The following is a 23,010-nucleotide window of genomic DNA, read 5'->3' as shown; positions in this document are numbered from 1 at the left end:
AGGTCGACTTCTCCACTTCTTCTGCGGCGGACGTCAGTCCTGCCGGGCACGTTCGACGACCTCTTCGACGGTGAGCGGGCTGGGTGGGTGATGGCTCAGGCAGTTGGGCGTACGAATCCTCTGGAACGTCAGCCCTTCGGCCACGGAGTAGAACTGGCCGGCGCGGAGCCGGGAGATGTCCGGCACGACGCTGCCCTTCGCGGCCGCCATCTCCTTCACCGCGGCGATCTGAGCCGGGCTGTTGAGGAACCCGAAGAACTGCGTGGCGGCGTTCCCGGCGATCCGGTTGTGAATGCCGCGCGGTGCCTGCGTCGCGAAGACCAGGCCCAGCCCGTACTTGCGCGCCTGCGACGCCAGCGCGAGCGTGCTCGACGTGCTGGCCGTCAGCGCCCCGGACGGAGCGATGGTCTGCGCCTCGTCCATGACGAGAAGACCACCCAGCGGCCGGTCCCCGGCCGGGTTGCGTTTGATCCATGCGAACAGCGCCATCTGGAGCTGATTCACGAAGCTCTGCCGCTGCTCCTCCGTGGGCAGGCCGACCAGGCTGATCACGGAGATCCGGGCACGCCTGCCCTCCGGCGGGTTGAGCAGCATGCCGGGGTCCACCGGCTCGCCTGATTCGCCGAACATCGGGTCGTTGATCATCGCCGCACGCAGGGTCTGCGCCATGTCCGCGGCCATCTGGCGGGCGTTGGCGAGTTTCGTGACGCCGTCGGGCAGGTCGCCGAGCATGTCCAGAAAGGCGCCGAGCCCTCCCCGGGTTCTCCGGGCGAAGTGCCGGAGCGCCTCCTTGAGGACGGCCCGGTGCAGGTCGGCCTTTACGGTGGACCCGTTGACACGAGCACGTGGCGCGAGGGCGTCAACGGCGGTGTCGATGGCCTGGAGGAACTCGTCCGGGTCGTCGACGACGGCGGAAAAATCGGGCAGTGGGTGGAACGTCAGCGGACGCCCCGCTTCCCTGCGAGGCGTCCACACGACGACGTCGGTGTTGCTCAGGTAGTCCTCTGCTCGTTCCGTGTCATGGGGTCCCCAGCCATTCGGCGGTTGTGGCCACGCGTCCCCGAGCCGGGCCAGGTCGTTGTTGGGATCCAGCACGATGGCCGACACGCCCCGCAGCGCGCACTCCTCGACCAGCCTCCGGATGAGCACGGTCTTGCCGGATCCGGACCCCGCGAAGATCGCCGTGTGCTTTCGCAGGGACTCCAGAGCGATGGACACGGGCGCGCCCGTGTCCATCACGGTCCCGATGTCGAGCATCACGGGGTCCGACGACGGATGGTGCTCCCCGTTCATGTCCGACGGCGGACGATTCTCCACGTCTTCACCCGACGACGACTCGCCCGTCGCCGCGTCGCCCGACGTCGCCTGCGCGGGAATGGTCTCGCCGACCACGACCTGCGCGGACGCGACGTGACCCGCCACGGGAGTCGACCTGTCCCCTGACTGCGCGGGCGCCGGTGGTCCGGGCTCCGGAGCACGCACGCCGCCGTCGTCCCGCGGATCCCCGAAGACCCGCCGTAGGATTCCCGTGCGACCGGCGGGTTTCCGGTTCAGGAGCCACGTGCGGAACTCGTCGGACGGTTCGGTGGCCGACAGTCGCTCCAGCGCCGCGAACGTGCGCAGGTCCGTCTCGATGTCGACGCGTGGAAGGTCGATCACGATCCCGCCGGCGTCCGTGAACTCCTGGACCATCTGTCTGGTCTTTGGGCCGCTGGACCAGTCGCCGGTGCGCAGGAGATAGGCCTTGCGCTTCGACACCTCCGGGTCGAGACCCGTGTAGTTCAGGACTCGCTTGACCCTCTTGATCACCGCGTTCCCGTTCGACCAGGCGATCGCGCGGAACGACCGGTCGATCCGGTCCTCGGTGTCCTCGTCCACGATGTGGTGGAGTTCGCCGTGCAGGGCGGGATTGCCGGCGGCCATCGTCTCGTGCGGGACCCGGTACTGGGTGCGCGCTTCACCCTGTTCCTCGACCCACGAGGTCAGAGCCGAACGCATGAGCTGCGGCATCCGTTCGTCCTCGCGCTTCGCATCGAACGCTTCGGCCACGTTCGCGACGAGTGCCGCATCGTTCTGCATCAGATCGGCCAGTTTGCGATCCATCGCGGCGAACGCGGTCTCATCGCCCGACGAGGGCTGCCCCGGCGTGCGCTCCGGAATCTGCTCCGCGGCCGGCGCTGCCAGGCTCATCAGCTCGGTGACCTGGTCCGAATTCAGGCACTCCTGAAGGTGATCGTCGACCCGGCGGATGAGGCCACGAGCGGTGAAATGCACGGCGTCCCTGAACGCGTCCGGGTGAATCGGCCAGCTCGCATAGGGAGGAGTGAAGTTGAGCTGACCGAACGCAAGCGCAAACCGCCGCTCGATCAGGGTCAGCGCGATCTCGGGCGACGGGAGGAACTTCAACTGCTGGGCGCGGCGGAAGCGTTGCGCGACGGACCCAAGGGCGTGACGCTCGATTCCCTCCCAGACCGAGTCCATGCAGGCGACGAGAACCAGCGACCGGCGAGTGACCTCGCGCAGTTCCATGAGCCCGCTGCCGACCTCCTCGAACTTCTTCATCCGCAGCGATTCCAGGGAGTCGGAGTCCGCGGAACCCACGGCCGTCTCGTGCTGTACCTCGGGTGCTGCGCTCCCCGTCGGCCGATCCGATTGCTGCACCAGCGTGTCGATCTGGTCCAGAGCGATCACACTCGGTCCGGTGAGCGCGATGAGCTTGAAGAGTTCGCCGACCGTCTCGTGCGCCGACCGCGACCTGGCTCGCATACCCCATTCCGCCCGCTCGCCGGTCACCTGTTCTTCTTCGGACGTCAGATAGGCACGGGCCAGCTCCCTGGCCGCGACGGAGCGTGTAGCGAGCAGCAGTACCAAGGCTCGCAGGGTGTGTCCGCACTCGAACGCCAGCTGCGGGTCCTTGTCGCCCAGGGCGTCGACGATCCCGTCGAGCCCTGATCGGGTGATCCGGTCCGGCCCGACAAGTTGGCGGTGCAAGGGTTCGGGCAGATCGAGCGCCCGGGACAGCCGCGACCGCAGCGTCTCGGCCTGGGTGGGCCCGTTCTTGAGCGGCCGTAGCAGGCAGCTGAGCACGTCTTCGGTGAGCTTCGGCCAGAACTGCCGCTCGTGGCGCAGGTCAAGGGCGAAGAAGTAGCCACCCGCGGCGATGGACTTCGACCTCACGGCGGAGACGAGGTGGCTCTTGCCCGAACCCGGCCGCCCGGTGACGACCACGCCCGTCGGGCTCTCCCCGGAACTGGCCTTGGCCGCGTCGAAACCGCTCATGACCGTGCCGAACGCCGGGCCGTTGATCCCGGCGATGTGCGTCCGGGGATCCTCCCAGATGCCGTCCTTGCTGACCGCCCAGCTCGCGCTGGCCAGCCCTTTCAGCACCTCGCGTTCCCGCTCCCTCATGACCGCCCGATGGAGATCAGGTGCATGTCCTCGCCGCCCATGCGCAGCGCGGCCGCTCGGTCGGCGGCGGTCAGCGTCTTCTGGTTGAACTCAGGGTCCAACAGCACCTCGGGTTCGAGCACCAGGTCGAACAGGGCCGCGTCCAGGTCGGCACGCGGAACGTCGTCGAGAGCGTCCCGGAGACGAGCCAGGCCGACCCAGCCCCCCGGCTCGCGGGCCAACGTTGCATACACGGAACGGATTCGCCTGGCGACGTCGTCGGGCGCAACGGCCGCGGGCCCATCCTCCAGGCCGAAGATATCCGCGACCTGTAGGTCGTTCCGAGCCATGTAGGCAGCGAGTCGGCCGGTCAGCCCGTACTGCAAGCGCGCCTGCTTCGACGCACGTGCCGGCGGTGAGCTGCTCAGTTCCTCGCCGCAGCGCCGCCACCCTACGTCCGTGAGTTCGTGCATCCACGCCCGGTACCGCCCGGCCTGCCACGCCCTGATGTATCCCAGTTCGACCAGGCGCTCCCGAACCCTTTTCTCGATCGTGACGCCCAACTCCGCGGCGAGATCCGCATTCGACACCTCCCGAGTCAGCGTCATCAGCGCTAGCAGCGCCGACCGTTCCGGCAGGTTCAGCTGGGAGTCCGCCATGCTGCAAATGTACCCAGATTCCGACATGAGAGGCAGCACTCCTGCAGCCGGTGACGCAACTTCACCCGCAACGACAGCCGAGCTCACCACGCAGGAGCGCAAGGAGTGCGACCCCACTTGCACAGGGCACCGGGGAAGGAGGCCCCGCTGGCGAGGCGTGAGTGCTCCGCCACCACAAGACATGACGAGACGGCGTGGCCCGAAAGGGCACACGCCGCCCACCGTCGAGTGGACCCGGGGTTGCTCGGGCGGCGGCTGAGCGACCGGCTGCTCCTCGACGGGTGAAGCCACTCAGCGATGAGCAGGTACGGGAGCGGTGAGGGGTACCGGGCGGCGCGACGGTATACAAGCTGGGCAACCAGTTCGGCATCGACCGCAAGCGGGAGAGCCGGATCTTGAAGCGCAAGGGGCGTGCAAACGCGTGGATCTGAGTTCACGCCGGCGCAGGCAGAGAAAGCTGTCCGGCTCCACGAAAGCGCGCTGACTCAGGAGCAGATCGCGACGGCGTTGGGAGTGTCGAGACGGACGGCGCAGCCGAGGCTGATGAGCCCATGCGGCCACTATCGTCGCTGGCAGCGCGAGTAGAACGAGCGCCGCCGTGCAACGGCACGCCATCCTCACAGATCACGATCTGACCAGCTCATGACCCGACCTGCGCCGCTGAATCGCGCTGTCTCAGAGCAGGTTCAGATGCTGCGCCTCCGCCGTGCGCAGGAATGGGTGAGATCGGCACAAGATCTGGTCAAAGCCGCTCTGATCTGCGATGATGTGGTCAATCGACGAGGGGGCAACGCAATGTTGCGAGGTCATGCCACCAATCGCGCAGGCCTCGACTATCTCGGCCGCGAGAGCCCGCTTCGCGGCGAAGCCGACCGCTTCGGCTTGCCCGCCACCGCAAGACGGCAGGGCTGACCAGTGCACAACCCCGGCCAGGTTCAGTCGCCAGTCGACGCACGTGTGTCCACTATCAGCAGCGCAGATCTCGTAGACAGCTACCCGCGAGTGCTCGATGCGCCCTGCAGTACCCGTACTGCCTCAGCACAGGGACGCCGGACCGTTGCACCGCTGCGCCGGAGGTGACGTGCAAGACTTCAGCGATCCTGGCATGTCCCTTATTGAGTCAGATTCTTTTTCGAATGAGTACTACCACCCTCGCCACATCCATCTACCTTCGACTATACGGTAGGTTCCCCTCATGACAGATCGACTTATGTACGAGATTAGCCCCGCAGAGCTCATTGACCGGATAGCCATCGAGACGCTGATCGCTACCCGCCATCCCGATCAGGAAACACAGTCGGAAGCTTTGCGCCGGCTCGAACTTCTCCACCCGCTAGAAGGCACTGTTGTGGGCTCCATGGCGCAGAGTCAGCGCCCAGTACTTGACGCGTTTGTTGCCGCACTGCAAGCAACTAACCGCCGACTTTGGCTGGCCGAATCACGCCTACGAGAACTCGACTGGAGCGCTGATGGCAAGCGGGAGTACTTCACCTTGTCCAGGTCTCTCTTCCTCACCAATGTGAGGCGCAGCGCAATCAAGAACAAGATTGACATGCTGCTCGGGATTAAGGGATCTAGAAAAAAACACTACGACGCGGGTGCGCCCACCGCGGGAAACGCTCCAATATTATCTGCTCCGCATTTCGCCATCCTATTCGACCTCGACGGAGTTCTTGTGGACACCGAACCGTTGAAGGCGCGTGCTCATGCCCTCGTAGCCGAGGATATAGGCATCAAGGGCACAACTGACTTTAGCGAGCTTGTCGGTCAGTCTCTTAGTTCAATCGCAGGCCAAATCATGTCGGAGTCAGGCAGGGCGCAGTCGAGTGATGACTACGTCAAACGCTTCCACGCCAGATACGCAGAACTTCTATCCGAGACCGTGCCGCCAATTGCTGGTGGCCCAGAGGTGATCAGTCACCTTCGTCACTCATCGATACTGGTCGGCGTGGTGACCTCATCTACCGCGTTTGAGTGCGAGACGGCTTTGAGGTCTGCACGCTACGAACCCTCCGAATTTGACGTCCTCATCTCGGCCGACGATGTCGGCCGAGCGAAGCCAGACCCGGCCCCGTACCTGGCGGGAATGGAGGCGCTCCTGGTCAAACCGAGAGATTGCATCGTCGTTGAAGATTCAATCTCCGGCGTGACGGCCGCTCTGGCCGCTGGAGCCAGAAAAGTCTTCCACCTCCAGGGGAATTCCGCCGGCAGTGAACGCCTTGAATGCCTGGACGATATTCCCAAAATGCCCTTCGTCCGGAACGTTCCACTCCTCGACATCCCATGAAGGTCACCGTATTTGGGGGGTGGTATTCGGGGCGATCCGGATTCGAATGCACTGGCTCGCTATCCGAGTTCGCTACGACTGGCCGGGCCATCGGTCGACTGCTTTCCACCTTGGGGCACCGCCTTATCATTACCTCCAATACAGAGCGAACCCTCGACAGTTTCGTTGCGGAGGGATTTCTGAAAGCATCGGCCGACAGTTCGCGCCCCCCGTCAGGTTCCGAGCTGACCATCGTGCTTTTTGGACCCGACCAGGCGGACACACAGTATGGCGAAGGGAGCGATGCGGCATTCAATGAGCTGATATCTCAGTATGGCGAGTTCATTAGCTTTGTAACTGCACCCGGCCGGCTTCGCTTTAGTCGACACTTTGCGGCAATTGGCGAGTGCGATGCCGCCATCATTCTAGGTGGGGCAGACCACACGTTCCTCGCAGGACGCGTCGCACGTGTGGCACAGAAGATCATGGTTCCACTTGGGGGCTCTGGCGGGGCTGGTCGAGAGCTTCTCGAAGAAGGCTTGCGGCTCTCGCGGCAGCAAGATGGTGCACACTCAAGGCCAACGGAAGCACGGCTGCGAAGGCTGTTCGCGCCATGGAGTGAAGGAGTAGAGAGAGTTCTCAGGGATATCCTGACTGAGACGCCTGTTGCTATCGTACATGGCCGCAGTCCTGACTGGCAATCGCTGCGCAACATGCTCGATACCGTCCTGTCGAGCGATATTCACCGATACCGGCCAGTGCTCATGAATGAGCTTGAAGTAGATTCGGAAGCATTGCCGTACAAGTGGGAACGCGCGGGGTCTATGGCAACTGCAGCGATCGCCCTGATAACACCCGACGATGTCGGCGCGCTCGACGGCTCAAGCGCATTGTCGTCGCGGGCGAGGCAAAATGTTTGGCTCGAAGTGGGCTGGATGTGGGGAAGGCTTGGACGCAGCCGCTTGCTCTTGCTTGTGCAGGGCGATGTCGAAGTACCCTCTGATCTACAAGGCATCGAGTATCATACGTATGAGGGAAACCTTAATGAATGTCACGGACGAATAGCTGCATTCTTGGCCCGCCTACACCAATAAGTGCCAACTCCCAGAACTCAAGCGATTCGAGCGAACCGCGGGCCAGCGAACACATCGCCGACACCATCGGCGAGGAAGAGTCCGCCTCCAAGCTCCTCCACCAGCAGCTCACGGCCGAACTCCAGGCCCTCGACACCAGCGGGAGCCGTACCGCCCCTGTGACGACGAGCAGCGCCGTGGCTCAAGGAGTCGTTCGCGCGGCACCACGCCGTCCAACGCCTCCAACGGCTCAGCACCACCGACAAGCCCGACCCGGCCCCGCGAGCCCTCACACGACAGCAGGCCCGCCTCCGATGGAGACGGGCCTGCTGCACTAAACACGGTCAACATCCTCCTGAAGGGTGCGACCTCGGACCACTGTTCGAGTAGTCCGTTTTGGGTGGAGCTGCCGGGAATCGAACCCGGGTCCGGTGTCGCTTTTCGAGGACTTCTCCGGGCGCAGTCTGCTATGGCTTTTCTCGGCCCCCGCGCTTGCGCAGACTCATTCGCGGACGGGCTCAGTCACCTAGAAGTCCCAGTGGTCCCGGTGACGTGGACCACTGGCAGTGGCTCTCGAGATGACGCCGGCTACCGGGGTGAGAGCACCCCCGGGCCGACGGACTTCGGGCCCGCCTCAGGCGGCGAGGGCGAAGTCGTTGCGCGAGTTCTTATCGGCAACTATTGGTTTGCAGACATCGTTAGCGAGATAAGTCTGCATCCTCGGCCCGCTTCCCCTCGAAGCACGACCACCGTCGAAACCGATCAGCCCCATGTTGAGTTGTCAACGCCCCACCGAGGCCCGAGGGCTCCGGCGAGGTACCCAGTCTAGTGGATCAACACGCCGGCCCGTCACGTTATTTCCCGGCCGCGCCACGACCGCCGTCGTGCACGAACGCCCAGGTGACGGGAGTGCTGCAGGGGGCGGCAGCGCGCCGATCCCCTGCACTCAGCGGTTGGCCGAGCGATCCGCGTGCCCCAGGGACATCTCCGGCGCAACCAGGTCGCGCACCCTGCGCTTGAGCTCGGCGATGTCGGGGAAGCCGCCGTCGCGCTTGCGGTTCCAGACCGTCGTCGGGACGCCGTCGTCGGACGCCGACACCTGGATCCGGAAGACGCCGGCCTCGACGTCCTTCGCGGCGGGCCGCAGGGCGACCTCGCCGAGCTCGGACTCGAAGGTCTGCAGCAGCTCGGCGGCGTACCACTGCGCCCGCAGCAGCCACCTGCAGCGGACGCAGTACGTGATGACGATGCGCGGTGCCGGCACGTCCTAGCTCAGCTTCTCGCGGTGGCGCATGGCGCGCAGGGCCTCGCGGTTGTCCTGCTTCTCGCGCAGGGCCTGCCGCTTGTCGTACTCCTTCTTGCCGCGCGCGAGCGCGATCTCGACCTTGGCCCGGCCGTCCAGGAAGTACAGGGACAGCGGCACCACCGTGTGGCCCTTCTCGTGCGCCTTGGCCTGCAGACGCAGGATCTCGTCCTTGTGCAGCAGGAGCTTGCGCTTGCGGCGGGGCGAGTGGTTGTTCCAGGTGCCCTGGAAGTACTCGGGGATGTGCACACCCTCCAGCCAGGCCTCTCCCCGGTCCACGTGCACGTAGCCGTCCACGAGGGACGCGCGCCCCATGCGCAGCGCCTTGACCTCGGTGCCCCACAGCACGAGGCCCGCCTCGAAGACGTCCTCGATCACGTAGTCATGGCGCGCCTTCTTGTTGTTCGCCACGACCTTCCGCGGGTCCTCGTGCTTCTGCTTCTTCTTGGCGCCCTTCGCCATGGTCTCCCTCCGCATCCATCGCATCGGCGCTCGTCCAGCTCCGCGCGCGACGATCCAGGATACGCGCCAGGGCCCGCTCCGTCCGGTGATTAACGCGGGAAGCCGAGATCAGAGGTAGGTCATCGGGTCCACTGTGGACCCGTTGACGTACACCTCGAAGTGCAGGTGGCAGGCCGTGGACGTCCCCGTGGTCCCCGAGTAGCCGATCACCTGACCGCGCGTCACCCGCTGCCCCGGGGAGACCGCCCAGCTCGTGAGGTGGTTGTAGCTCGACATGAGGCTGTTGCCGGCGCTCGTCCAGCCGTGGTCGATGAGCACCTGGTTCCCCAGGCCCTGGATGGTGCGGGCGTAGACCACGGTGCCCGAGTTCGCCGCGAGGATCGGGGTACCGCAGTAGGCCCGGAAATCCGTGCCGGCGTGCAGGCGCCAGTAGTTGAGCACCGGGTGGAAACGCATCCCGTAGGAGGAGGTGACCACGGGGTTCGCCGTCGGCCACGTCAGGTACGACGTCGTCCCCGACGACCCACCGGACGATCCGTCCCCGCCACCTCGGCCGCTCCCGCCGCCGTCGCGGCCGCTGCGGCTGGCGGCACGCTGCCGGTCGCGTTCCTGCTGCTCGGCGATGATCTCCTTGAGGTCGGCCTCGATCGAGCTGATCGCCTGCTCGGTCTCCTCGAGCGACCGGGTCGCGGCGTCCCTGCGCCGCTCGATGCGGTCCTTGAGCTTCTCCTGCTCCGCGATGAGGTCCTCGATCTCGGCCTTCTTGCTCGCGGCCTCCTCGCGGACCTCCTTCTTGCGTTCGACGTTCTCGTCGGCGAGCGCCTTGAGCTCCGCGACCGTCTCGCGGATCGCGGTGAGCCGCGCCCGCATGTTGCGCGCCTGCGCCGCGGAGTCCTGCAGTTCGGCGAGCGCCCGCGCCTGGCTCCGGGCCGCCGAGGAGGAGACGGCGTACCCGTCGAGGAACTCCTCGGTGGTCTGCGCCCCCGTGACGAGGCCGAGCGCCGTCGTCCGTCCCGAGGAGCGGAACTCCTCGCGCGCCATCTGGACGATGTCCTCACGCGCCGTGTCCGCCTTGTCGGCGTCGTCGGCGATCTGCCGGACGATCCGGGCCTCCTCGGACTGCGCGTCCGTGAGACGTTGCGCGAGGATCGCGGCCTCCCGTTCGGCCTGTTCGAGACCGGCCTCGGCCTGGGCCAGCTCGGCCTCGGCGAGCGGCAGGCGCGCCTCGACGTCGTTGAGCTCGAGCGCGGCTTCGGCGAGCCGCTCGTCGGTGTGCTCGAGGCTGCTCTCGAGTTCCTCGCGCTCGCGCTCCTTGGCCTCGGCCTCGGCCTCGGCGGCGGCGCGCTGGTCGTCGAGGTCGTCGGCCGCGGCGGGGACGACGGCGGTCCCGCCGCCGAGGGCGAGCAGGAATGCGAGGGTCAGCGGGACGACTCCTGCCAGGTATCGGTGCGACATCATCAGATCCTCGTGTACCGGTTGAGCGTGACGACCGAGCTGACCGCCGCGAGCGCCACCGCCACGAGGACGAGGAACGGCGCGACGGCGAGCACGTCGCCGGAGTCTACGTAGGCCACCCAGTCGACGGAGCGTTCCAGCCAGTCCGTGACCAGGAATCGCACCGCGAGCCAGAGCCCGAGGCAGGCGAGCAGCGCGCCGGTGACGGCGGCGATCGCACCCTCCAGGAGGAAGGGGAGCTGGACGAACAGGTTGGAGGCTCCGACGAGCCGCATGATCTCGGTCTCCTTGCGGCGCGAGACCGCGGACAGCCGGATGGTGGTGGTGATGAGGAGCACGGCGGCCAGGAGCATGACGCCCGCGAGGCCGGCGGCGAGCAGCGTCGCCACGTTGAGGGTACGGAAGAGGGGCTCGAAGACGGCGCGCTGGTCCTCGACGAGTTCGACGCCGTCGCGGCCGGTGAGGACGTCGCTGACCACGGCGAACTGCTCGGGGTCGGCGAGTTCGAGCCGCAGGGACGCCTGCATGTCGTCCTCGGTGAGCTGGGTGCCCTGGTAGCCGTTGGGGTAGCGCTCGGTGAAGGCGTCGTAGGCGTCGGCCTTGGTCTCGAGGTAGACGGCCTCGACCTCGTCGGCGAGTTCGGTGTCGATGATGTCGCGGACGGCGTCGATCTGCCGTTCGGTGGCCTCGCCGGAGGCGCAGGTGGGCATCATCGAGCCGGTCGGGCAGAGGAAGACGGAGACCTGGACGAGGTCGTACCAGTCGTCCTTGAGCTTGCCGATCTGGGTCTGCAGGAGTGCGGCGGCCCCCACGAAGGTGAGGGACACGAACGTCACGAGGACGACGGCGACCACCATGGTGGTGTTGCGCCGCAGTCCTGCCGCCACCTCACCGGCGACGAACTGGAATCGCACGTCAGGCCTCCCCGTGCGTGAACGCCCGGGCCGGTTCGTGACCGGGACGACGTATCGCGCTCAGCCGGCGGACGCCGCGCGCGGGTGTGTCGAGCACCGTGGAGCGCCCGACCTCCGGGAGGATCGACTCGCGCTCGCCGTAGACGCCGGATGCCTCGTCACGCACCACGACGCCGTCGGACAGCTCGACGACGCGGCGGCGCATCTCGTTGACGATCTCGTCGTCGTGGGTGGCCATGACGACGGTGGTGCCGGTGCTGTTGATGCGGTCGAGCAGCCGCATGATGCCGAGGCTGGTGGTGGGGTCGAGGTTGCCGGTGGGCTCGTCGGCCAGCAGGATCTGGGGCCGGTTGACGATGGCGCGCGCGATGGCGGCGCGCTGCTGCTCACCGCCCGACAGCTCGGTCGGCATGCGCTTCTCCTTGCCGGACAGGCCGACCATGTCGAGGATCTCGGGGACAGCGTCGCGGACCACGGACCTCGGCTTGCCGATGACCTTGAGCGCGAACGCGACGTTCTCGTAGACCGTCTTGTTCTGCAGCAGGCGGAAGTCCTGGAAGACGACGCCGAGCTCACGGCGGAGCTTGGGCACGCGCCAGGAGGAGAGCCGCGCGACGTCGCGTCCGGCGACGTAGATGCGGCCGCGGGTGGGGCGGTGCTCACGGAGGACGAGGGACAGGAAGGTCGACTTCCCGGAGCCGGAGGCCCCGACCAGGAAGACGAACTCGCCGCGCTGCACGTCCACCGAGACGTCCTCGAGGGCGGGACGCGCACCGCGCGTGTAGACCTTCGACACGTTCTCGAACCTAATCACGTGCACTCCCCCACGGATGACGTCGGCCCCGCCTTGCCTGGGGACCCCGAGGGCATCACCACCGGTGATACCCACCTGCGAGGCTAAGGGTGATTTTGCCGACGCACACGGCGAGACACGCCGGTGGCCCGTTTCATGTCGCGGCTCCCGCAGGCGGTTTCAGGGAAACACCTGGAATTTCACGACAAGACGACGCCCAGCTGTGCGCGGGCTTGCACGTCGTTGCGCTGGCGGCCCGACGCAGGCCCTGGCGGCGCGGGCCGGGAGCGGCTCGCGTGCCGGGGTCAGGAGGAGGCGACCTGCTGGTTGCGGCGCCAGCGGATGCCGGCCTCGATGAAGTCGTCGATGGCGCCGTCGAAGACGGCCTGCGTGTTGCCCTGCTCGTGCTCGGTCCGCAGGTCCTTGACCATCTGGTACGGCTGCAGCACGTACGAGCGCATCTGGTCGCCCCAGCTCGCCTTGATGTCGCCGGCGAGCTCCTTCTTCTTCGCGGCCTCCTCCTGCCGGCGCAGCAGCAGCAGGCGGGACTGGAGCACGCGGTACGCGGCGGCGCGGTTCTGGATCTGCGACTTCTCGTTCTGCATCGCGACCACGACGCCTGTCGGGATGTGCGTCATGCGCACGGCGGAGTCGGTGGTGTTCACGGACTGCCCGCCCGGCCCGGACGAGCGGTACACGTCGATCTTGAGCTCGGACTCCGGGATGTCGATGTGGTCGGTCTGCTCGATGAGCGGGACCACCTCGACCGCCGCGAACGACGTCTGCCGGCGCCCCTGGTTGTCGAACGGGGAGATCCGCACGAGCCGGTGCGTCCCGGCCTCGACGGACAGGGTGCCGAACGCGTACGGGACGTTGACCTCGAACGTCGCCGACTTCAGCCCCGCTTCCTCGGCGTACGACGTGTCGCCCACCTTGGTGGGATACCCGTGGCGCTCGGCCCAGCGCAGGTACATGCGCAGCAGCATCTCGGCGAAGTCCGCGGCGTCCACGCCACCCGCTCCGGCCCGGATCGTGACGACGGCCTCGCGCGCGTCGTACTCGCCGTTGAGGAGCGTCCGCACCTCGAGCGAGTCGAGGTCCTTGCGGATCGCGGCGATCTCGGCCTCCGCCTCCTGCAGGGAATCCGCGTCCTCCATCTCTTCGCCGAGCTCGACCAGCGTCTCGACGTCGTCGATCCGCGCACCGAGCTTGTTCACCCGGTCCAGCTCGGCCTGCGCCGCCGACAGCGCGGACGTCACCTTCTGCCCGGTCTCCGGATCGTCCCAGAGGTCGGGCGCCGCCGCCTGCTCGGAGAGCTCGGCGATCTTGCTCTCCAGCGCGCTGGGGTCGCTGACCGCCTCGATGGACTCGAGGGTGCCGCGCAGGCCCTTGATCTCGGACGGGAAGTCGATGGTTGCCACGAGAATCCAGCCTACCCGCCCGGCCCGCCGGCTCGTCGCCGAGGTGCCACGGCCCTCACCACGCCCTTGCCGTCGACGTCGCCGTCAGGACGATCGGCCGGGTCGCGTCCGTGAACCAGCCCAGCAGCAGCGGCCGGCTCGGCGCCGCGAGCGAGACCCGGGCGGACCGGCCGTCGGGCGACGTCGCCGAGACGACCCGGAGGCCGTCGGGCGCCACGCCCGGATGCTCGGCGAGGTAGCGCTCGACGGCGGCCGCGACGCTCCGGTCGTCCAGCACCAGCGTCCCCCCGCCCCGATCGCCGTCCGGAACCACCTCACCGGCATAGATCCGCTGCTCGTCGACGGCCTGGGCGGCACTCGCGGCGAGCATGTCGGCCAGGTCGGCAAGGTGCTTGCGGTCCAGGTGCACGGCCGTCGCCGAGGCGACCATCCCGACCAGGGCCACCGCGAACATCACGAACGCCGCCGTCAGCAGCCAGACGCGCCCGCCCTCCGGGCCGTCGGCCCGGGGCGCGCCGTCGCAGCCCGGCGCGGCAGGTGGCGGCATCACGGCCGCACCGCCGCGTAGCGGTCCACGACGCCGACGTGCGCGGCGTCGACACGCACCATCGCCGGGACGCGGCGCCCCGGCTCCCCGGGCACGAGCGGCAGGGGCACGGCGACGCGCACGACGGCGGCGACCTCCCCGCCGGGAGCGAGGCACCCCTCGTGCCCGCACTCGATGTCGAGGGTCCCGGCGCTCTCGGGCAGGTCCTGATCACGCAGCGCGATGCGGACGGCGGCCTCCGCCCGTGCCGCTCCCCGGCCGGCCGAATCGGCGGTCACCACGGCGCGCACCGCCTCCCGTGCGGCGGTCTCGGCGGCGAACGTCCCGGCCTGGACGCGACCCACCACGGCGACGAGGTAGACGAGCGGCACGAGGAGCAGCACGGCGAGCAGGACCTCCACGACCGCCGACCCGGCCTCGTGCCCCGCGTCGCGCGGCACGGCGACCCGGGTCACGGTTCCTCCAGCGCGTGTCCCCGCACGGTCACGGCGGAGGCCGGTCCCAGCAGGCCGACCACCGGGAGCGGCGTCGTGACCTCGACCTCCGTCACGCGCAACCCGTCGAGCGTCGTCTCCCGGGCGGTCACGTCACGGGCGTACGAGCCGTTCAGCGACGCGGCGAGCAGCTCGCGCGTGCGCGCGACGCCGTCCACCGGACCGCGGTCCGCCCGGGCCGCGACGCGGGCGCCCTCGGCGGCCGCGTCGATCGCCAGCGCGCGCACGTGCACGGCGAGCGTCACCTGGACGACGCCGAGCAGCAGCGCGAGGACGAATCCGGTGACGACCACGGACTCGGCGACGGCGGCACCGCGCTCGTCCCGCCCGGTCACCCGTTTCCCGTCACGGAGGCGATCGCCTGACGGAACGCCCCCTCGAGGAGCGGTCCGGCCACGGCCCACAGGGCGACCACCAATCCAGCGGACATCAGAGTTATCAGCACCCACCCGGGAACGTCGCCCCGCTCGGAATCGCGGGCACGGCCCCGGAACCATGGAGCGCGGTCGATCTTCGGTGACATCTCGGGCATCCCTTCGTCGGTTGTCTCTTCGGCGTCAGAACCCCACGCGCAGGGCGGCGAGGCTGGGAAACACGGCGAACATGACGGTCACCGGCAGGATCAGGAAGACGACGGGGACGAGCATCGCGATCTCGCGCCGTCCGCCGGACTCCATCAGGGCCCGCCGGCCCGCCTCGCGCACGTCCTGGGCCTGTGCCTGGAGCACGCCGGCCAGCGGTGTCCCGCGCTCCAGCGCGACGGCGACGGCGTCGGCGAACCGGCTCAGCGGCACGCAGCCGGTGCGGGCGGACATCGCGGTGAGCGCGTCCGGGACGGCGGCTCCGGCCCGGACCGCCCGGACGACCCGGGTCAGCTCGCGGGACAGTTCCCCGGTCGTGCTCCGCGCGACACGGTCGAGCGCGGCGGCGGGGCTCTCGCCCGCGGCCACGGCCAGTGCGAGCAGGTCGGCGATGGTCGGGAACTCGGCGAGCATGCGCTCCTCGCGACGGCGCACGGTCCAGGTCAGCGCCTGGTCGCAGGTCACGTAGCCCGCGGCGCCGCCGAGCACGACGAGCGCGCCCAGCACGACGCCCGGGGCCGGCCGCGTCCACGCCAGCAGGATCGCGAGGCCGAGCCCGGCGGCGAGGCCGAGCACCGTCCAGGTGAGCTGGCGCGCCCGGAAGTGCTCGACCGACTCCCCGCTCGCCGCCCGGTCGAGGCGCCGGCGCAGGCCGTCGGCCGGCGAGCCGAGGCGCTCCAGGCGCGCGGCGACCCCGGGCAGGGCCACCAGCGCGACGAACAGCCCGAACGGTCCGGTGCGGCCGGGGTCCCCGTCGTGCAGCAGGGCTGAGGTCGACGGGCGGGGCCGGAGGTAGGGTTCGAGCCGCTCGACGAGACTCGGGCGTCGCGCGCGCCATGCCGCCCACACCAGCCACAGCCCGGCGCCGAGGCCGAGCCCGGCCGTCCCGCCCCATACCGCCCACGCGTTCATCGCAGCACCCGCGCCTCGGCCGGGAGCCGCCCCACCCGCAGCATCACGCGGTACGCGGCGAACGAGCACACCACGCCGGCGATCAGGACCGCCGCCCCGGCCGGCGTGTCGTAGGCCCCGACGGCGCCGGGCCGGGTGGCGAGCAGTGCGAGGATCAGCCAGGGGCCGGCGACGGCGACGCGTGCCCCGTTGACGGTCCAGCTCTGCCGGGCCTCGAGCTCGCCGCGGGTGCGCAGGTCGTCGCGGAGGAATCCGGACAGGGTGCGCAGGAGCCTGCCGAGGTCGCGGCCTCCGACGTCGTGCGTGATCCGCAGCGCCTCGACGATCCGGTCGGCGACCGGGTCGGCGAGCCGGTCTTTGAGCGCGGTGAGGCTGTCGCCGAACCGGCCGGACGCCCGGAAGTCGCGCGCGAACTGGGCGAACGGCTCACGCAGCGCGATCGGTCCGCGTTCGGCGAGCTGGGCGACGGCCTCCGGCAGGGACAGCCCGGCCCGCACGCCGGAGGCGAGGTGGTCGACGACGTCCGGCCACATGGCGCGCAAGGACCGCGTCCGGGCGCGCGCCCGTGCCCGGAGCCCGGCACGCGGGCCCAGAGCCGCCAGCGCCGCGAAGCAGAGGGCGAGCGCGGGCGACCTGGTTGCCGCGAGCACGATCAGGCCCGCGCCCAGTGCCGCCGCTCCCGTCGCCCCGTACAGCGCGGCCGGTGAGGCGTGCGGCAGGCCCGCCTGGGCGAGCAACTCGCGCGTCCGGGCGCCGCCCGCCCCGGGACGCGGGCCGACCGGCCGTTCCCACCAGGACCACCACAGGCACCAGACACCCGCGCCGAGGAGCAGGCCGACCACGACCCCCATCAGGCGCGCGCCGCGAGGGTCCAGGGGGACTCGGCGCGCGGCGTGGCGGCCGGGACAGCGCCCGGGACGTCGTCGGCCCCGAGCGCCGGCTCCCCGTCGGTGAGCAGCGCGTGCACGTCGATCCCCGCGTCGGTGAACCGCAGCAGGTGCGGGGGCATCCCGTCGGCCCGGCGCAGGCCGTGGTCGTCGCGCCGGAACAGCGTCGCGGTCTCGACGACGCCGTCCTCGACGCGACCGGTGACGGCGAGGATCTCCCGGACCACCCGGCGTCCGCGCTCGATGACGAGGTGCACCACGAGATCGACGGCGGCCGCGACGGTCGGCACCACGAACCGGTCGGTCACGTTCTCTCCCGCCAGCAGCGGGAGGGTGGTCATCTTCACGACGGCCTCGCGCGCCGAGCTCGCGTGCACGGTGCACATCCCCGGGATGCCGGAGTTCAGCGCCACGAGCAGGTCGAACGCCTCCGCCTCACGGACCTCCCCGATCACGATGCGGTCCGGCCGCATCCGCAGCGCCTCCTTGACGAGGCGGCGAAGGGGGATCTCGCCCGTGCCCTCCAGGGAGGCCTGGCGGCACTGCATCGCCACCTGATCGCGCACGGGGAGCCGCAGCTCCCACACCTCCTCGCACGAGACGACGCGCTCGTGCGCCGGGATCGATCCGGCCAGCGCGTTGAGCATGGTGGTCTTCCCCGCCTGGGTGGCACCGGCGACGAGGACGTTCAGTCCCGCCCGCACGGCGGCGCCGAGGAACGTCGCCGCGTGCCGGGTGAGCGAGCCGAGCCGGACCAGGTCGTCCAGCCCCGAGGCCCGCACCACGTGCTTGCGGATGTTCACGCTCAGGTGCCGGCGGGTCACGCCGGGCAGCACGGCGTGCAGGCGCTCTCCGCCGGGAAGGCACGCGTCCACGAAGGGGCTGCTGAGGTCGAGGCGGCGCCCGGTGGACTTGAGCATCCGCTCCACCAGGTCACCCACCTGTTCGGAGCTGAGGATCGTCGTGGTCAGCTCGCTCCTTCCGCCGCGGGCGACGAAGACCTGGCTGGGCTCGTTGATCCAGATCTCCTCGATCTCCGGATCGTCCAGGTACGGCTGCAGGGGCCCGAGCCCGCCGACCGCGGCATGGACCTCTTGTGCGGCGCGTCCGGCATCCTGCAGCGGGACGACGACGCCGCGTGCGGCCCGATCCTCGTAGTCCGCCACTGCCTCGCGAACCAGGTCGCCGAAGGCATCGGCTTCCGCCACCGGGTCGACGCCACGCCGCCGCACGAGCTCGCGCACCTCTCGCTCCAGCACGTCGACGACACCCGCGCCGTCCGGCGTCGGCGCCACGCCCCCGTCGGCCACGTCCGGGTCCGCTCCGGCGCTCCCGATCCCCTCCGCGGCAACGGGCATGGCCCTCCCCCTGAAAGTGCTGGTGGTTGTCCTTGTCAGCGACCCCCGATCGCTGCTGCCGTCGAGCGTAGGGCCACCGCCCGGGATCCGCTCGTCACCACCGAATACCTGTGGATAACTCTCTGCAGCGGCGGGCGCCCTCGTGGCCGCCGTTTCCAGGCCCTGTGGACGACACGCCAGACCCGGGGCCGGAGTTATCCACAGATCCACAAGGTTTTCCACATATACGCAGGTAACGGGGGGTGTGCGACCTCGCTCCGCCGTGAAACACCGGTGGACGACCGGTGGACGCGGGCCGACGGGACACACCGCACGGCGTTCCCGGTGCCGCTCCGCCCGGCTAGGGTCGGCTTCATGACCAACGTCGGCCCTCCCGGTCCCTGGCAGTCCGTCGCCCGCTCCATCGGACTGATGTCCGCCGACGGGACGGTCGCCGCCACGATCTTCGCCGAGATGTCCGCCCTCGCCGCCCGCACCGGCGCCGTCAACCTCGGTCAGGGGTTCCCCGACGTCGACGGCCCGCAGGCCGCCAAGGACGCCGCGATCGCCGCCATCCGCGCCGGCCGCAACCAGTACGCCCCCGGCGACGGCGTCCCTGAGCTGCGCCGCGCCGTCGCCGACCACCAGCGCCGCCACTACGGGCTCGAGCTCGACCCGGACTCCGAGATCCTCGTCTCGACCGGGGCCACCGAGGGCATCGCCGCCTCGATCCTCGCCCTCGTGGGGCCCGGCGACGAGGTGCTCACGCTCGAACCGTTCTACGACGTGCACGCCGCCTGCATCGCCCTGTCCGGCGCTACGCACGTGACCGCCCCGCTCGTGCCGCGCGACGGTGCGTTCCGCCTCGACGTCGCGGCCCTGCGCGCGGCCGCCTCGCCACGCACCCGCGTGATCGTGCTCAACACACCGCACAACCCCACCGGCGCGGTGCTCACGACGGCCGAGCTCGAGGCGGTCGCCGCCGTCGCGCGCGAGCACGACACCGTCGTCCTCACGGACGAGGTCTACGAGCACCTCGTGTACGACGGCGCCCGCCACGTCCCCGTCGCCACCCTGCCGGGGATGCGGGAACGCACCCTGACGGTGTCGTCGTCCGGCAAGACCTTCTCGTTCACGGGCTGGAAGATCGGCTGGGTGAGCGGCCCGGCCGACCTGATCACCGCGGTACGCACCGTGAAGCAGTTCCTCACGTTCAGCTCCGGCGCGCCGCTCCAGCCCGCGATCGCCGAGGTGCTGGCCGACGACGACGCCCCGCGGGCACTCGCCGCCTCCCTGGCCGAACGCCGCGACCTGGTCTGCGAGGGCCTCACCACCGCCGGATTCGCCGTCTCGGTGCCCGCCGGTACCTACTTCGTCGCCGCCGACGCGTCGGGCCTCGGGTTCGACGACGGCACCGAGCTGTGCCGCCGCCTCCCCGAGCTCGCGGGCGTCGTCGCCGTCCCGGTGTCCGCGTTCTGCGCGCCGGGCTCCCCGACGTCGGACGCGCTGCGGAGCTGGGTCAGGTTCACCTACGTCAAGCAGCCGGACGTGCTGGAGGAGGGCATGCGGCGGCTCGTCAAGGCGTTCGGCTGACCCGGAAGCCGGGGCACCTGCGCGCGACCACGCCGTTCTGCTCGGTGGTTGCGCTCTCCCGACGCAGGGCGCGGTCGGCCACGACGGCGTCGTCGGCGCCGGCCAGGAGAGGTTTCGTCAGGAGCAGGTCCCCGTCGGCTGGCTCGGTTCCGGGTCGGGGTCCGCGGACGCCTCGTCGGTGGATGGCGTGGCGGTGCTGTCCGTGCCAGTCCCGTCCGTACCGGTCCCGTCGTCGGCGCCGGCCTCATCGCCCGATGCGCCGGAGCCACCACCCGAGCCACCGCCGCCGGAACCTCCACCGTCACCGCCGGAACCGCCGTCGTCCCCCCCGGAGCCGCCGCCGTCGGCCCCCGAGCCGCCGTCCGCGCCGCCGCTGCCCGATGTCTCCTCGCCCTCGAGCGGGGGCAGGCCGGCCGGCTCCACGTCGTTCGCGAGGTCGGCCCAGAGCTGGTCCGCCTCGTAGGTCCATTCGACGCGGTTCGGATCCTGCGTCCACGGCTGGTTCGGGACCGTGGTGAAGAGGATCCGGTTCTTCTGGATGTCCTTGAGGCTGAACGCGAGCCCCACGAGGTTCCGCGCGTCGCCGAGCTCCGGGTCCGGGTTCACGGAGCCGAGCACCGCCTTCGACAGGTTCAGCATCTTCGCCGGGTTGGCCATCGTGTCGGCCGACAGGATCTGGCGCAGCAGCGCGTTGATGAACCCCTGTTGCCGGTCGATGCGGTCCAGGTCGCTCTGGGTGGTCCCCTCCACGTGGCGCGCGCGCAGGTAGTCGAGCGAGTCCATGCCGTCCAGCGTCTGCTCACCGGCGGGAAGGTTCACGCCGCCGTACTGCTGCGGGGTCACGATGGGGTACGGGAGGCAGACCCGCACACCGCCGATGGCGTCGACCACGTCGAGCACGCTGTGCATCTTGACGACGATGTGGTTGGGCATCGGCAGGCCTGTGTTGTCCATGACCGTCGTGATGGTGCAGGCGGCGCCGTAGGTGAGATCGTTCTCACCCTCGCCCGTCAGGTAGCCGCCGGCGTTGAAGGCGCCGTTGAACTGACCGAGCCCGAGCGCCGGCGCCATGCTCCCGTCCGGGAGCTCGCACCCGGGCCGGTTCACCATCGAGTCGCGCGGGATCGACACGACGTGGATCCACGACCGGTCCCGGGAGATGTGCACCAGCATCGTGGTGTCGGACCGCATCCCGGCCTCGTCGGCGCCGCCCGCGACCGCCACGTTCTCCGCGTCGCGGAAGTCCGTGCCCATCACCAGGATGTTCACCGGGACGTCCTTGAAGGGGTCGGCCGGGTCCTTCACCTCCTTGCTGGCACCCTGCACGATGCCGGACACGTCCGAGACCTCGACCTCCGCCGCCAGCTGCTCCATGACCGTGGCCGTCGCGGCACCGCCCAGCGCGAGCACACCGACGAACGACATCGCGACGATGCGTGGCTTGCGCGACCAGCCCTTGCCTGAGGAGTGCCGATTGGCCGGCCGATCCGTCCGCTTGGGGATCCGATGTGGCGGCATCGAGGCGTGCTGCGCGGACGGCCGGTCAGGCTGAGGCATAGCCCGGAGAATAGCGTCATCACGTTCCACACTTGTTCAGACGCTTGTCAGGTGTCGAAGGTTGTGCGGTATCTCCACACCGCGTACCGTCGCGGCCCGGCCCTCAGGGCCGCCGGAACGCCGGCGTGGCGACGGCCATGACCACCAGCGCCCCGAGCACGGACGCGAACATCACCGACACCATCGCGACCGACCCGCCGCCGAGGAACCCCGCGAGCGAGCTGACGATCCCCGCGACCGACGACTGCGCCGCGCCGATCATCGCGGCCGACGTGCCGGCGATCTCACCGTGCCGGGACATCGCCAGTGCCGCGGCGTTCGGCTGGATGAGCGGCGTGGCCGCGAGCGCCAGCCACATCACGACGAGCAGCCCCGTCAGGCCGCCGATGCCGAGCAGCACGACGCCGAGCAGCACGGCCGAGGTGGCGGTCTGCGCCACGACGGCGAACCGCATCAGGCGCATCGGGTCGATCCGGCGCACGAGCGCGGCGTTGACCTGAGCGGCGAGCACGAGCCCGACGCCGTTGGCGGCGAACAGCACCGAGAACTCGCCGTGGGAGAGACCGAACTCCTGCTGGAACACCACGGGAGAGCTGACGACGTAGCTCATCAGCACGCCGAACGACAGGCCGGGCAGGACCGCGAGGGCGAGGAACTGCCGGTCCCGCAGCAGGGTGGCGTAGCCGGCGAAGGCCCGGCCCGTCCGGCCGGCGACACGCCGCTCGGCCGCGTGCGTCTCGGGCATGAGCCCGAGCACGATGAGCGCGAGCACCGCGCCCATGGCGGCCAGCAGCACGAACACCCAGCGCCACGACGCCTCGGTGAGGATGGCCGCCCCGATGGTCGGGGCGAACATCGGCGCGATGCCGATGACCAGCATGAGGCGCGACAGGACGCGTGCCGCCTCCGCCCCGGTGAACCGGTCGCGGACCACGGCCATCGCCGTGGTGCCGGCGGCGGCGTTGAAGAAGCCCTGCAGCACTCGCAGAGCGATCAGGCCGCTCATCGTGGGGACGACGGCGCACAGCAGCGACGTCACGACGTGCAGCGCCAGGCCGACCAGCAGCGGGGCGCGGCGTCCGAACCGGTCGGAGAGCGGCCCGATGACGAGCTGACCGAGTCCACCGCCGACGAGCATGGCCGACACCGTGAGCTGCGCCATCGCCTCGGTCGAGCCGAGGTCGGCGGCGACCTGCGGGATGCCCGGCAGGTACATGTCCGTGGTGAACGCCGGCAGGGCGCACAGGGAGCCGAGCATGACGACCCACAGGGCGACGGTCCTGCCGCGCGGGCGGGCGGGCGAGGAGGGGAGGGCGACGGAACGGGTGGCGAGCTGCGCGGTGGACACAAGTCTCCTGGGGGCGCGACG

General features: G+C 69.7%; 21 protein-coding genes and 1 other RNA gene. 4 read left to right on the top strand and 18 right to left on the bottom strand.

The features are described 5' to 3' along the window. Positions 1-33 precede the first annotated feature (33 nt). A complete protein-coding gene (locus IIE03_RS15860) occupies positions 34-3,408 on the bottom strand; it encodes an ATP-binding protein (RefSeq protein WP_192863723.1) in 3,375 nt (1,124 codons plus the stop codon). Beyond that, complete coding sequence (locus tag IIE03_RS15855) at positions 3,405-4,046, bottom strand: hypothetical protein (RefSeq protein ID WP_192863722.1); 642 nt, start codon at positions 4,044-4,046, stop codon at positions 3,405-3,407. Before IIE03_RS15855 ends, IIE03_RS15860 begins: the two co-directional genes overlap by 4 nt. Before the next feature lie 642 nt (positions 4,047-4,688). Here IIE03_RS15855 and IIE03_RS15850 point away from each other — a divergent pair. The 3 genes from IIE03_RS15850 to IIE03_RS15840 all read left to right on the top strand — a co-directional run bounded on the left by IIE03_RS15850 (position 4,689) and on the right by IIE03_RS15840 (position 7,406). Next, positions 4,689-4,958 carry a hypothetical protein gene (locus IIE03_RS15850; RefSeq protein WP_193107586.1) on the top strand — a complete coding sequence of 90 codons (270 nt, stop codon included), beginning with the start codon at positions 4,689-4,691 and terminating at the stop codon, positions 4,956-4,958. Between the two features lie 283 nt (positions 4,959-5,241). Beyond that, positions 5,242-6,333 carry an HAD family hydrolase gene (locus tag IIE03_RS15845; protein ID WP_192863720.1) on the top strand — a complete coding sequence of 364 codons (1,092 nt, stop codon included), beginning with the start codon at positions 5,242-5,244 and terminating at the stop codon, positions 6,331-6,333. Then, positions 6,330-7,406 carry a TIR domain-containing protein gene (locus tag IIE03_RS15840; protein ID WP_192863719.1) on the top strand — a complete coding sequence of 359 codons (1,077 nt, stop codon included), beginning with the start codon at positions 6,330-6,332 and terminating at the stop codon, positions 7,404-7,406. The genes IIE03_RS15845 and IIE03_RS15840 overlap by 4 nt, the downstream gene beginning before the upstream one ends. 377 nt (positions 7,407-7,783) lie before the next feature. Here IIE03_RS15840 and ssrA read toward each other — a convergent pair. The 14 genes from ssrA to IIE03_RS15775 form a co-directional block, all read right to left on the bottom strand. Further along, positions 7,784-8,155: a transfer-messenger RNA gene (ssrA, locus tag IIE03_RS15835) on the bottom strand. Between the two features lie 176 nt (positions 8,156-8,331). Then, complete coding sequence (locus IIE03_RS15830) at positions 8,332-8,649, bottom strand: Rdx family protein (RefSeq protein WP_192863718.1); 318 nt, start codon at positions 8,647-8,649, stop codon at positions 8,332-8,334. Between the two features lie 3 nt (positions 8,650-8,652). Further along, complete coding sequence (gene smpB, locus IIE03_RS15825) at positions 8,653-9,150, bottom strand: SsrA-binding protein SmpB (RefSeq protein WP_192863717.1); 498 nt, start codon at positions 9,148-9,150, stop codon at positions 8,653-8,655. Positions 9,151-9,258: 108 nt separating this feature from the next. Next, on the bottom strand, positions 9,259-10,605 hold the full coding sequence (locus IIE03_RS15820; protein ID WP_225997840.1) for a peptidoglycan DD-metalloendopeptidase family protein: 1,347 nt from the start codon (positions 10,603-10,605) through the stop codon (positions 9,259-9,261). A 2-nt stretch (positions 10,606-10,607) separates the two neighbouring features. Next, entirely contained in the window at positions 10,608-11,519 is a 912-nt protein-coding gene (gene ftsX, locus IIE03_RS15815; RefSeq protein WP_192863715.1) for a permease-like cell division protein FtsX, read from the bottom strand. 1 nt (position 11,520) lies between these two features. Beyond that, the gene (gene ftsE, locus IIE03_RS15810) at positions 11,521-12,333 is read right to left on the bottom strand and encodes a cell division ATP-binding protein FtsE (RefSeq protein WP_192863714.1); all 813 of its coding nucleotides are present in this window, start codon (positions 12,331-12,333) and stop codon (positions 11,521-11,523) included. Between the two features lie 284 nt (positions 12,334-12,617). Next, positions 12,618-13,733, bottom strand: coding sequence for a peptide chain release factor 2 (prfB, locus tag IIE03_RS15805; RefSeq protein ID WP_192863713.1), 1,116 nt, complete (start codon positions 13,731-13,733; stop codon positions 12,618-12,620). A 55-nt stretch (positions 13,734-13,788) separates the two neighbouring features. Continuing rightward, positions 13,789-14,280 (bottom strand): hypothetical protein, encoded by a 492-nt coding sequence (locus IIE03_RS15800; RefSeq protein ID WP_192863712.1) that lies wholly within the window; start codon positions 14,278-14,280, stop codon positions 13,789-13,791. Beyond that, positions 14,280-14,735 (bottom strand): pilus assembly protein, encoded by a 456-nt coding sequence (locus IIE03_RS15795; RefSeq protein WP_318843017.1) that lies wholly within the window; start codon positions 14,733-14,735, stop codon positions 14,280-14,282. Before IIE03_RS15795 ends, IIE03_RS15800 begins: the two co-directional genes overlap by 1 nt. After that, positions 14,732-15,109 (bottom strand): TadE/TadG family type IV pilus assembly protein, encoded by a 378-nt coding sequence (locus tag IIE03_RS15790; protein ID WP_192863711.1) that lies wholly within the window; start codon positions 15,107-15,109, stop codon positions 14,732-14,734. The genes IIE03_RS15795 and IIE03_RS15790 overlap by 4 nt, the downstream gene beginning before the upstream one ends. Beyond that, the gene (locus tag IIE03_RS25965; RefSeq protein ID WP_225997839.1) at positions 15,106-15,297 is read right to left on the bottom strand and encodes a hypothetical protein; all 192 of its coding nucleotides are present in this window, start codon (positions 15,295-15,297) and stop codon (positions 15,106-15,108) included. Before IIE03_RS25965 ends, IIE03_RS15790 begins: the two co-directional genes overlap by 4 nt. 34 nt (positions 15,298-15,331) lie before the next feature. After that, entirely contained in the window at positions 15,332-16,267 is a 936-nt protein-coding gene (locus tag IIE03_RS15785; protein WP_192863710.1) for a type II secretion system F family protein, read from the bottom strand. Continuing rightward, entirely contained in the window at positions 16,264-17,118 is an 855-nt protein-coding gene (locus IIE03_RS15780; RefSeq protein WP_192863709.1) for a type II secretion system F family protein, read from the bottom strand. The genes IIE03_RS15785 and IIE03_RS15780 overlap by 4 nt, the downstream gene beginning before the upstream one ends. Then, positions 17,118-18,512 carry a CpaF family protein gene (locus tag IIE03_RS15775; protein ID WP_192863708.1) on the bottom strand — a complete coding sequence of 465 codons (1,395 nt, stop codon included), beginning with the start codon at positions 18,510-18,512 and terminating at the stop codon, positions 17,118-17,120. Before IIE03_RS15775 ends, IIE03_RS15780 begins: the two co-directional genes overlap by 1 nt. A gap of 354 nt (positions 18,513-18,866) precedes the next feature. On the opposite strand from IIE03_RS15775, the gene IIE03_RS15770 reads away from it, so the two are divergent. Continuing rightward, positions 18,867-20,084, top strand: coding sequence for a pyridoxal phosphate-dependent aminotransferase (locus IIE03_RS15770; RefSeq protein ID WP_192863707.1), 1,218 nt, complete (start codon positions 18,867-18,869; stop codon positions 20,082-20,084). 117 nt (positions 20,085-20,201) lie between these two features. Here IIE03_RS15770 and IIE03_RS26400 read toward each other — a convergent pair whose 3' ends face one another. Both IIE03_RS26400 and IIE03_RS15760 read right to left on the bottom strand, forming a co-directional pair. Continuing rightward, entirely contained in the window at positions 20,202-21,641 is a 1,440-nt protein-coding gene (locus IIE03_RS26400; protein WP_192863706.1) for an LCP family protein, read from the bottom strand. A gap of 103 nt (positions 21,642-21,744) precedes the next feature. After that, positions 21,745-22,989 (bottom strand): multidrug effflux MFS transporter, encoded by a 1,245-nt coding sequence (locus IIE03_RS15760; protein WP_192863705.1) that lies wholly within the window; start codon positions 22,987-22,989, stop codon positions 21,745-21,747. Between the last annotated feature and the right edge of the window lie 21 nt (positions 22,990-23,010).

This window comes from Myceligenerans pegani, from assembly GCF_014892515.1.
Taxonomy (GTDB): domain Bacteria; phylum Actinomycetota; class Actinomycetes; order Actinomycetales; family Cellulomonadaceae; genus Myceligenerans; species Myceligenerans pegani.
This window is presented reverse-complemented; position numbering and strand designations above follow the sequence as displayed.

Bases quoted from the DNA above. Each gene is read 5' to 3' on its own strand.
- IIE03_RS15850 (WP_193107586.1), top strand. From the start codon at position 4,689: ATGACCCGACCTGCGCCGCTGAATCGCGCTGTCTCAGAGCAGGTTCAG.
- IIE03_RS15820 (WP_225997840.1), bottom strand. From the start codon at position 10,605: ATGTCGCACCGATACCTGGCAGGAGTCGTCCCGCTGACCCTCGCATTC.
- IIE03_RS15855 (WP_192863722.1), bottom strand. From the start codon at position 4,046: ATGGCGGACTCCCAGCTGAACCTGCCGGAACGGTCGGCGCTGCTAGCG.
- smpB (WP_192863717.1), bottom strand. From the start codon at position 9,150: ATGGCGAAGGGCGCCAAGAAGAAGCAGAAGCACGAGGACCCGCGGAAG.
- IIE03_RS25965 (WP_225997839.1), bottom strand. From the start codon at position 15,297: ATGTCACCGAAGATCGACCGCGCTCCATGGTTCCGGGGCCGTGCCCGC.
- IIE03_RS15860 (WP_192863723.1), bottom strand. From the start codon at position 3,408: ATGAGGGAGCGGGAACGCGAGGTGCTGAAAGGGCTGGCCAGCGCGAGC.
- IIE03_RS26400 (WP_192863706.1), bottom strand. From the start codon at position 21,641: ATGCCTCAGCCTGACCGGCCGTCCGCGCAGCACGCCTCGATGCCGCCA.
- IIE03_RS15785 (WP_192863710.1), bottom strand. From the start codon at position 16,267: ATGAACGCGTGGGCGGTATGGGGCGGGACGGCCGGGCTCGGCCTCGGC.
- IIE03_RS15770 (WP_192863707.1), top strand. From the start codon at position 18,867: ATGACCAACGTCGGCCCTCCCGGTCCCTGGCAGTCCGTCGCCCGCTCC.
- IIE03_RS15845 (WP_192863720.1), top strand. From the start codon at position 5,242: ATGACAGATCGACTTATGTACGAGATTAGCCCCGCAGAGCTCATTGAC.
- IIE03_RS15780 (WP_192863709.1), bottom strand. From the start codon at position 17,118: ATGGGGGTCGTGGTCGGCCTGCTCCTCGGCGCGGGTGTCTGGTGCCTG.
- IIE03_RS15775 (WP_192863708.1), bottom strand. From the start codon at position 18,512: ATGCCCGTTGCCGCGGAGGGGATCGGGAGCGCCGGAGCGGACCCGGAC.
- IIE03_RS15800 (WP_192863712.1), bottom strand. From the start codon at position 14,280: ATGCCGCCACCTGCCGCGCCGGGCTGCGACGGCGCGCCCCGGGCCGAC.
- IIE03_RS15840 (WP_192863719.1), top strand. From the start codon at position 6,330: ATGAAGGTCACCGTATTTGGGGGGTGGTATTCGGGGCGATCCGGATTC.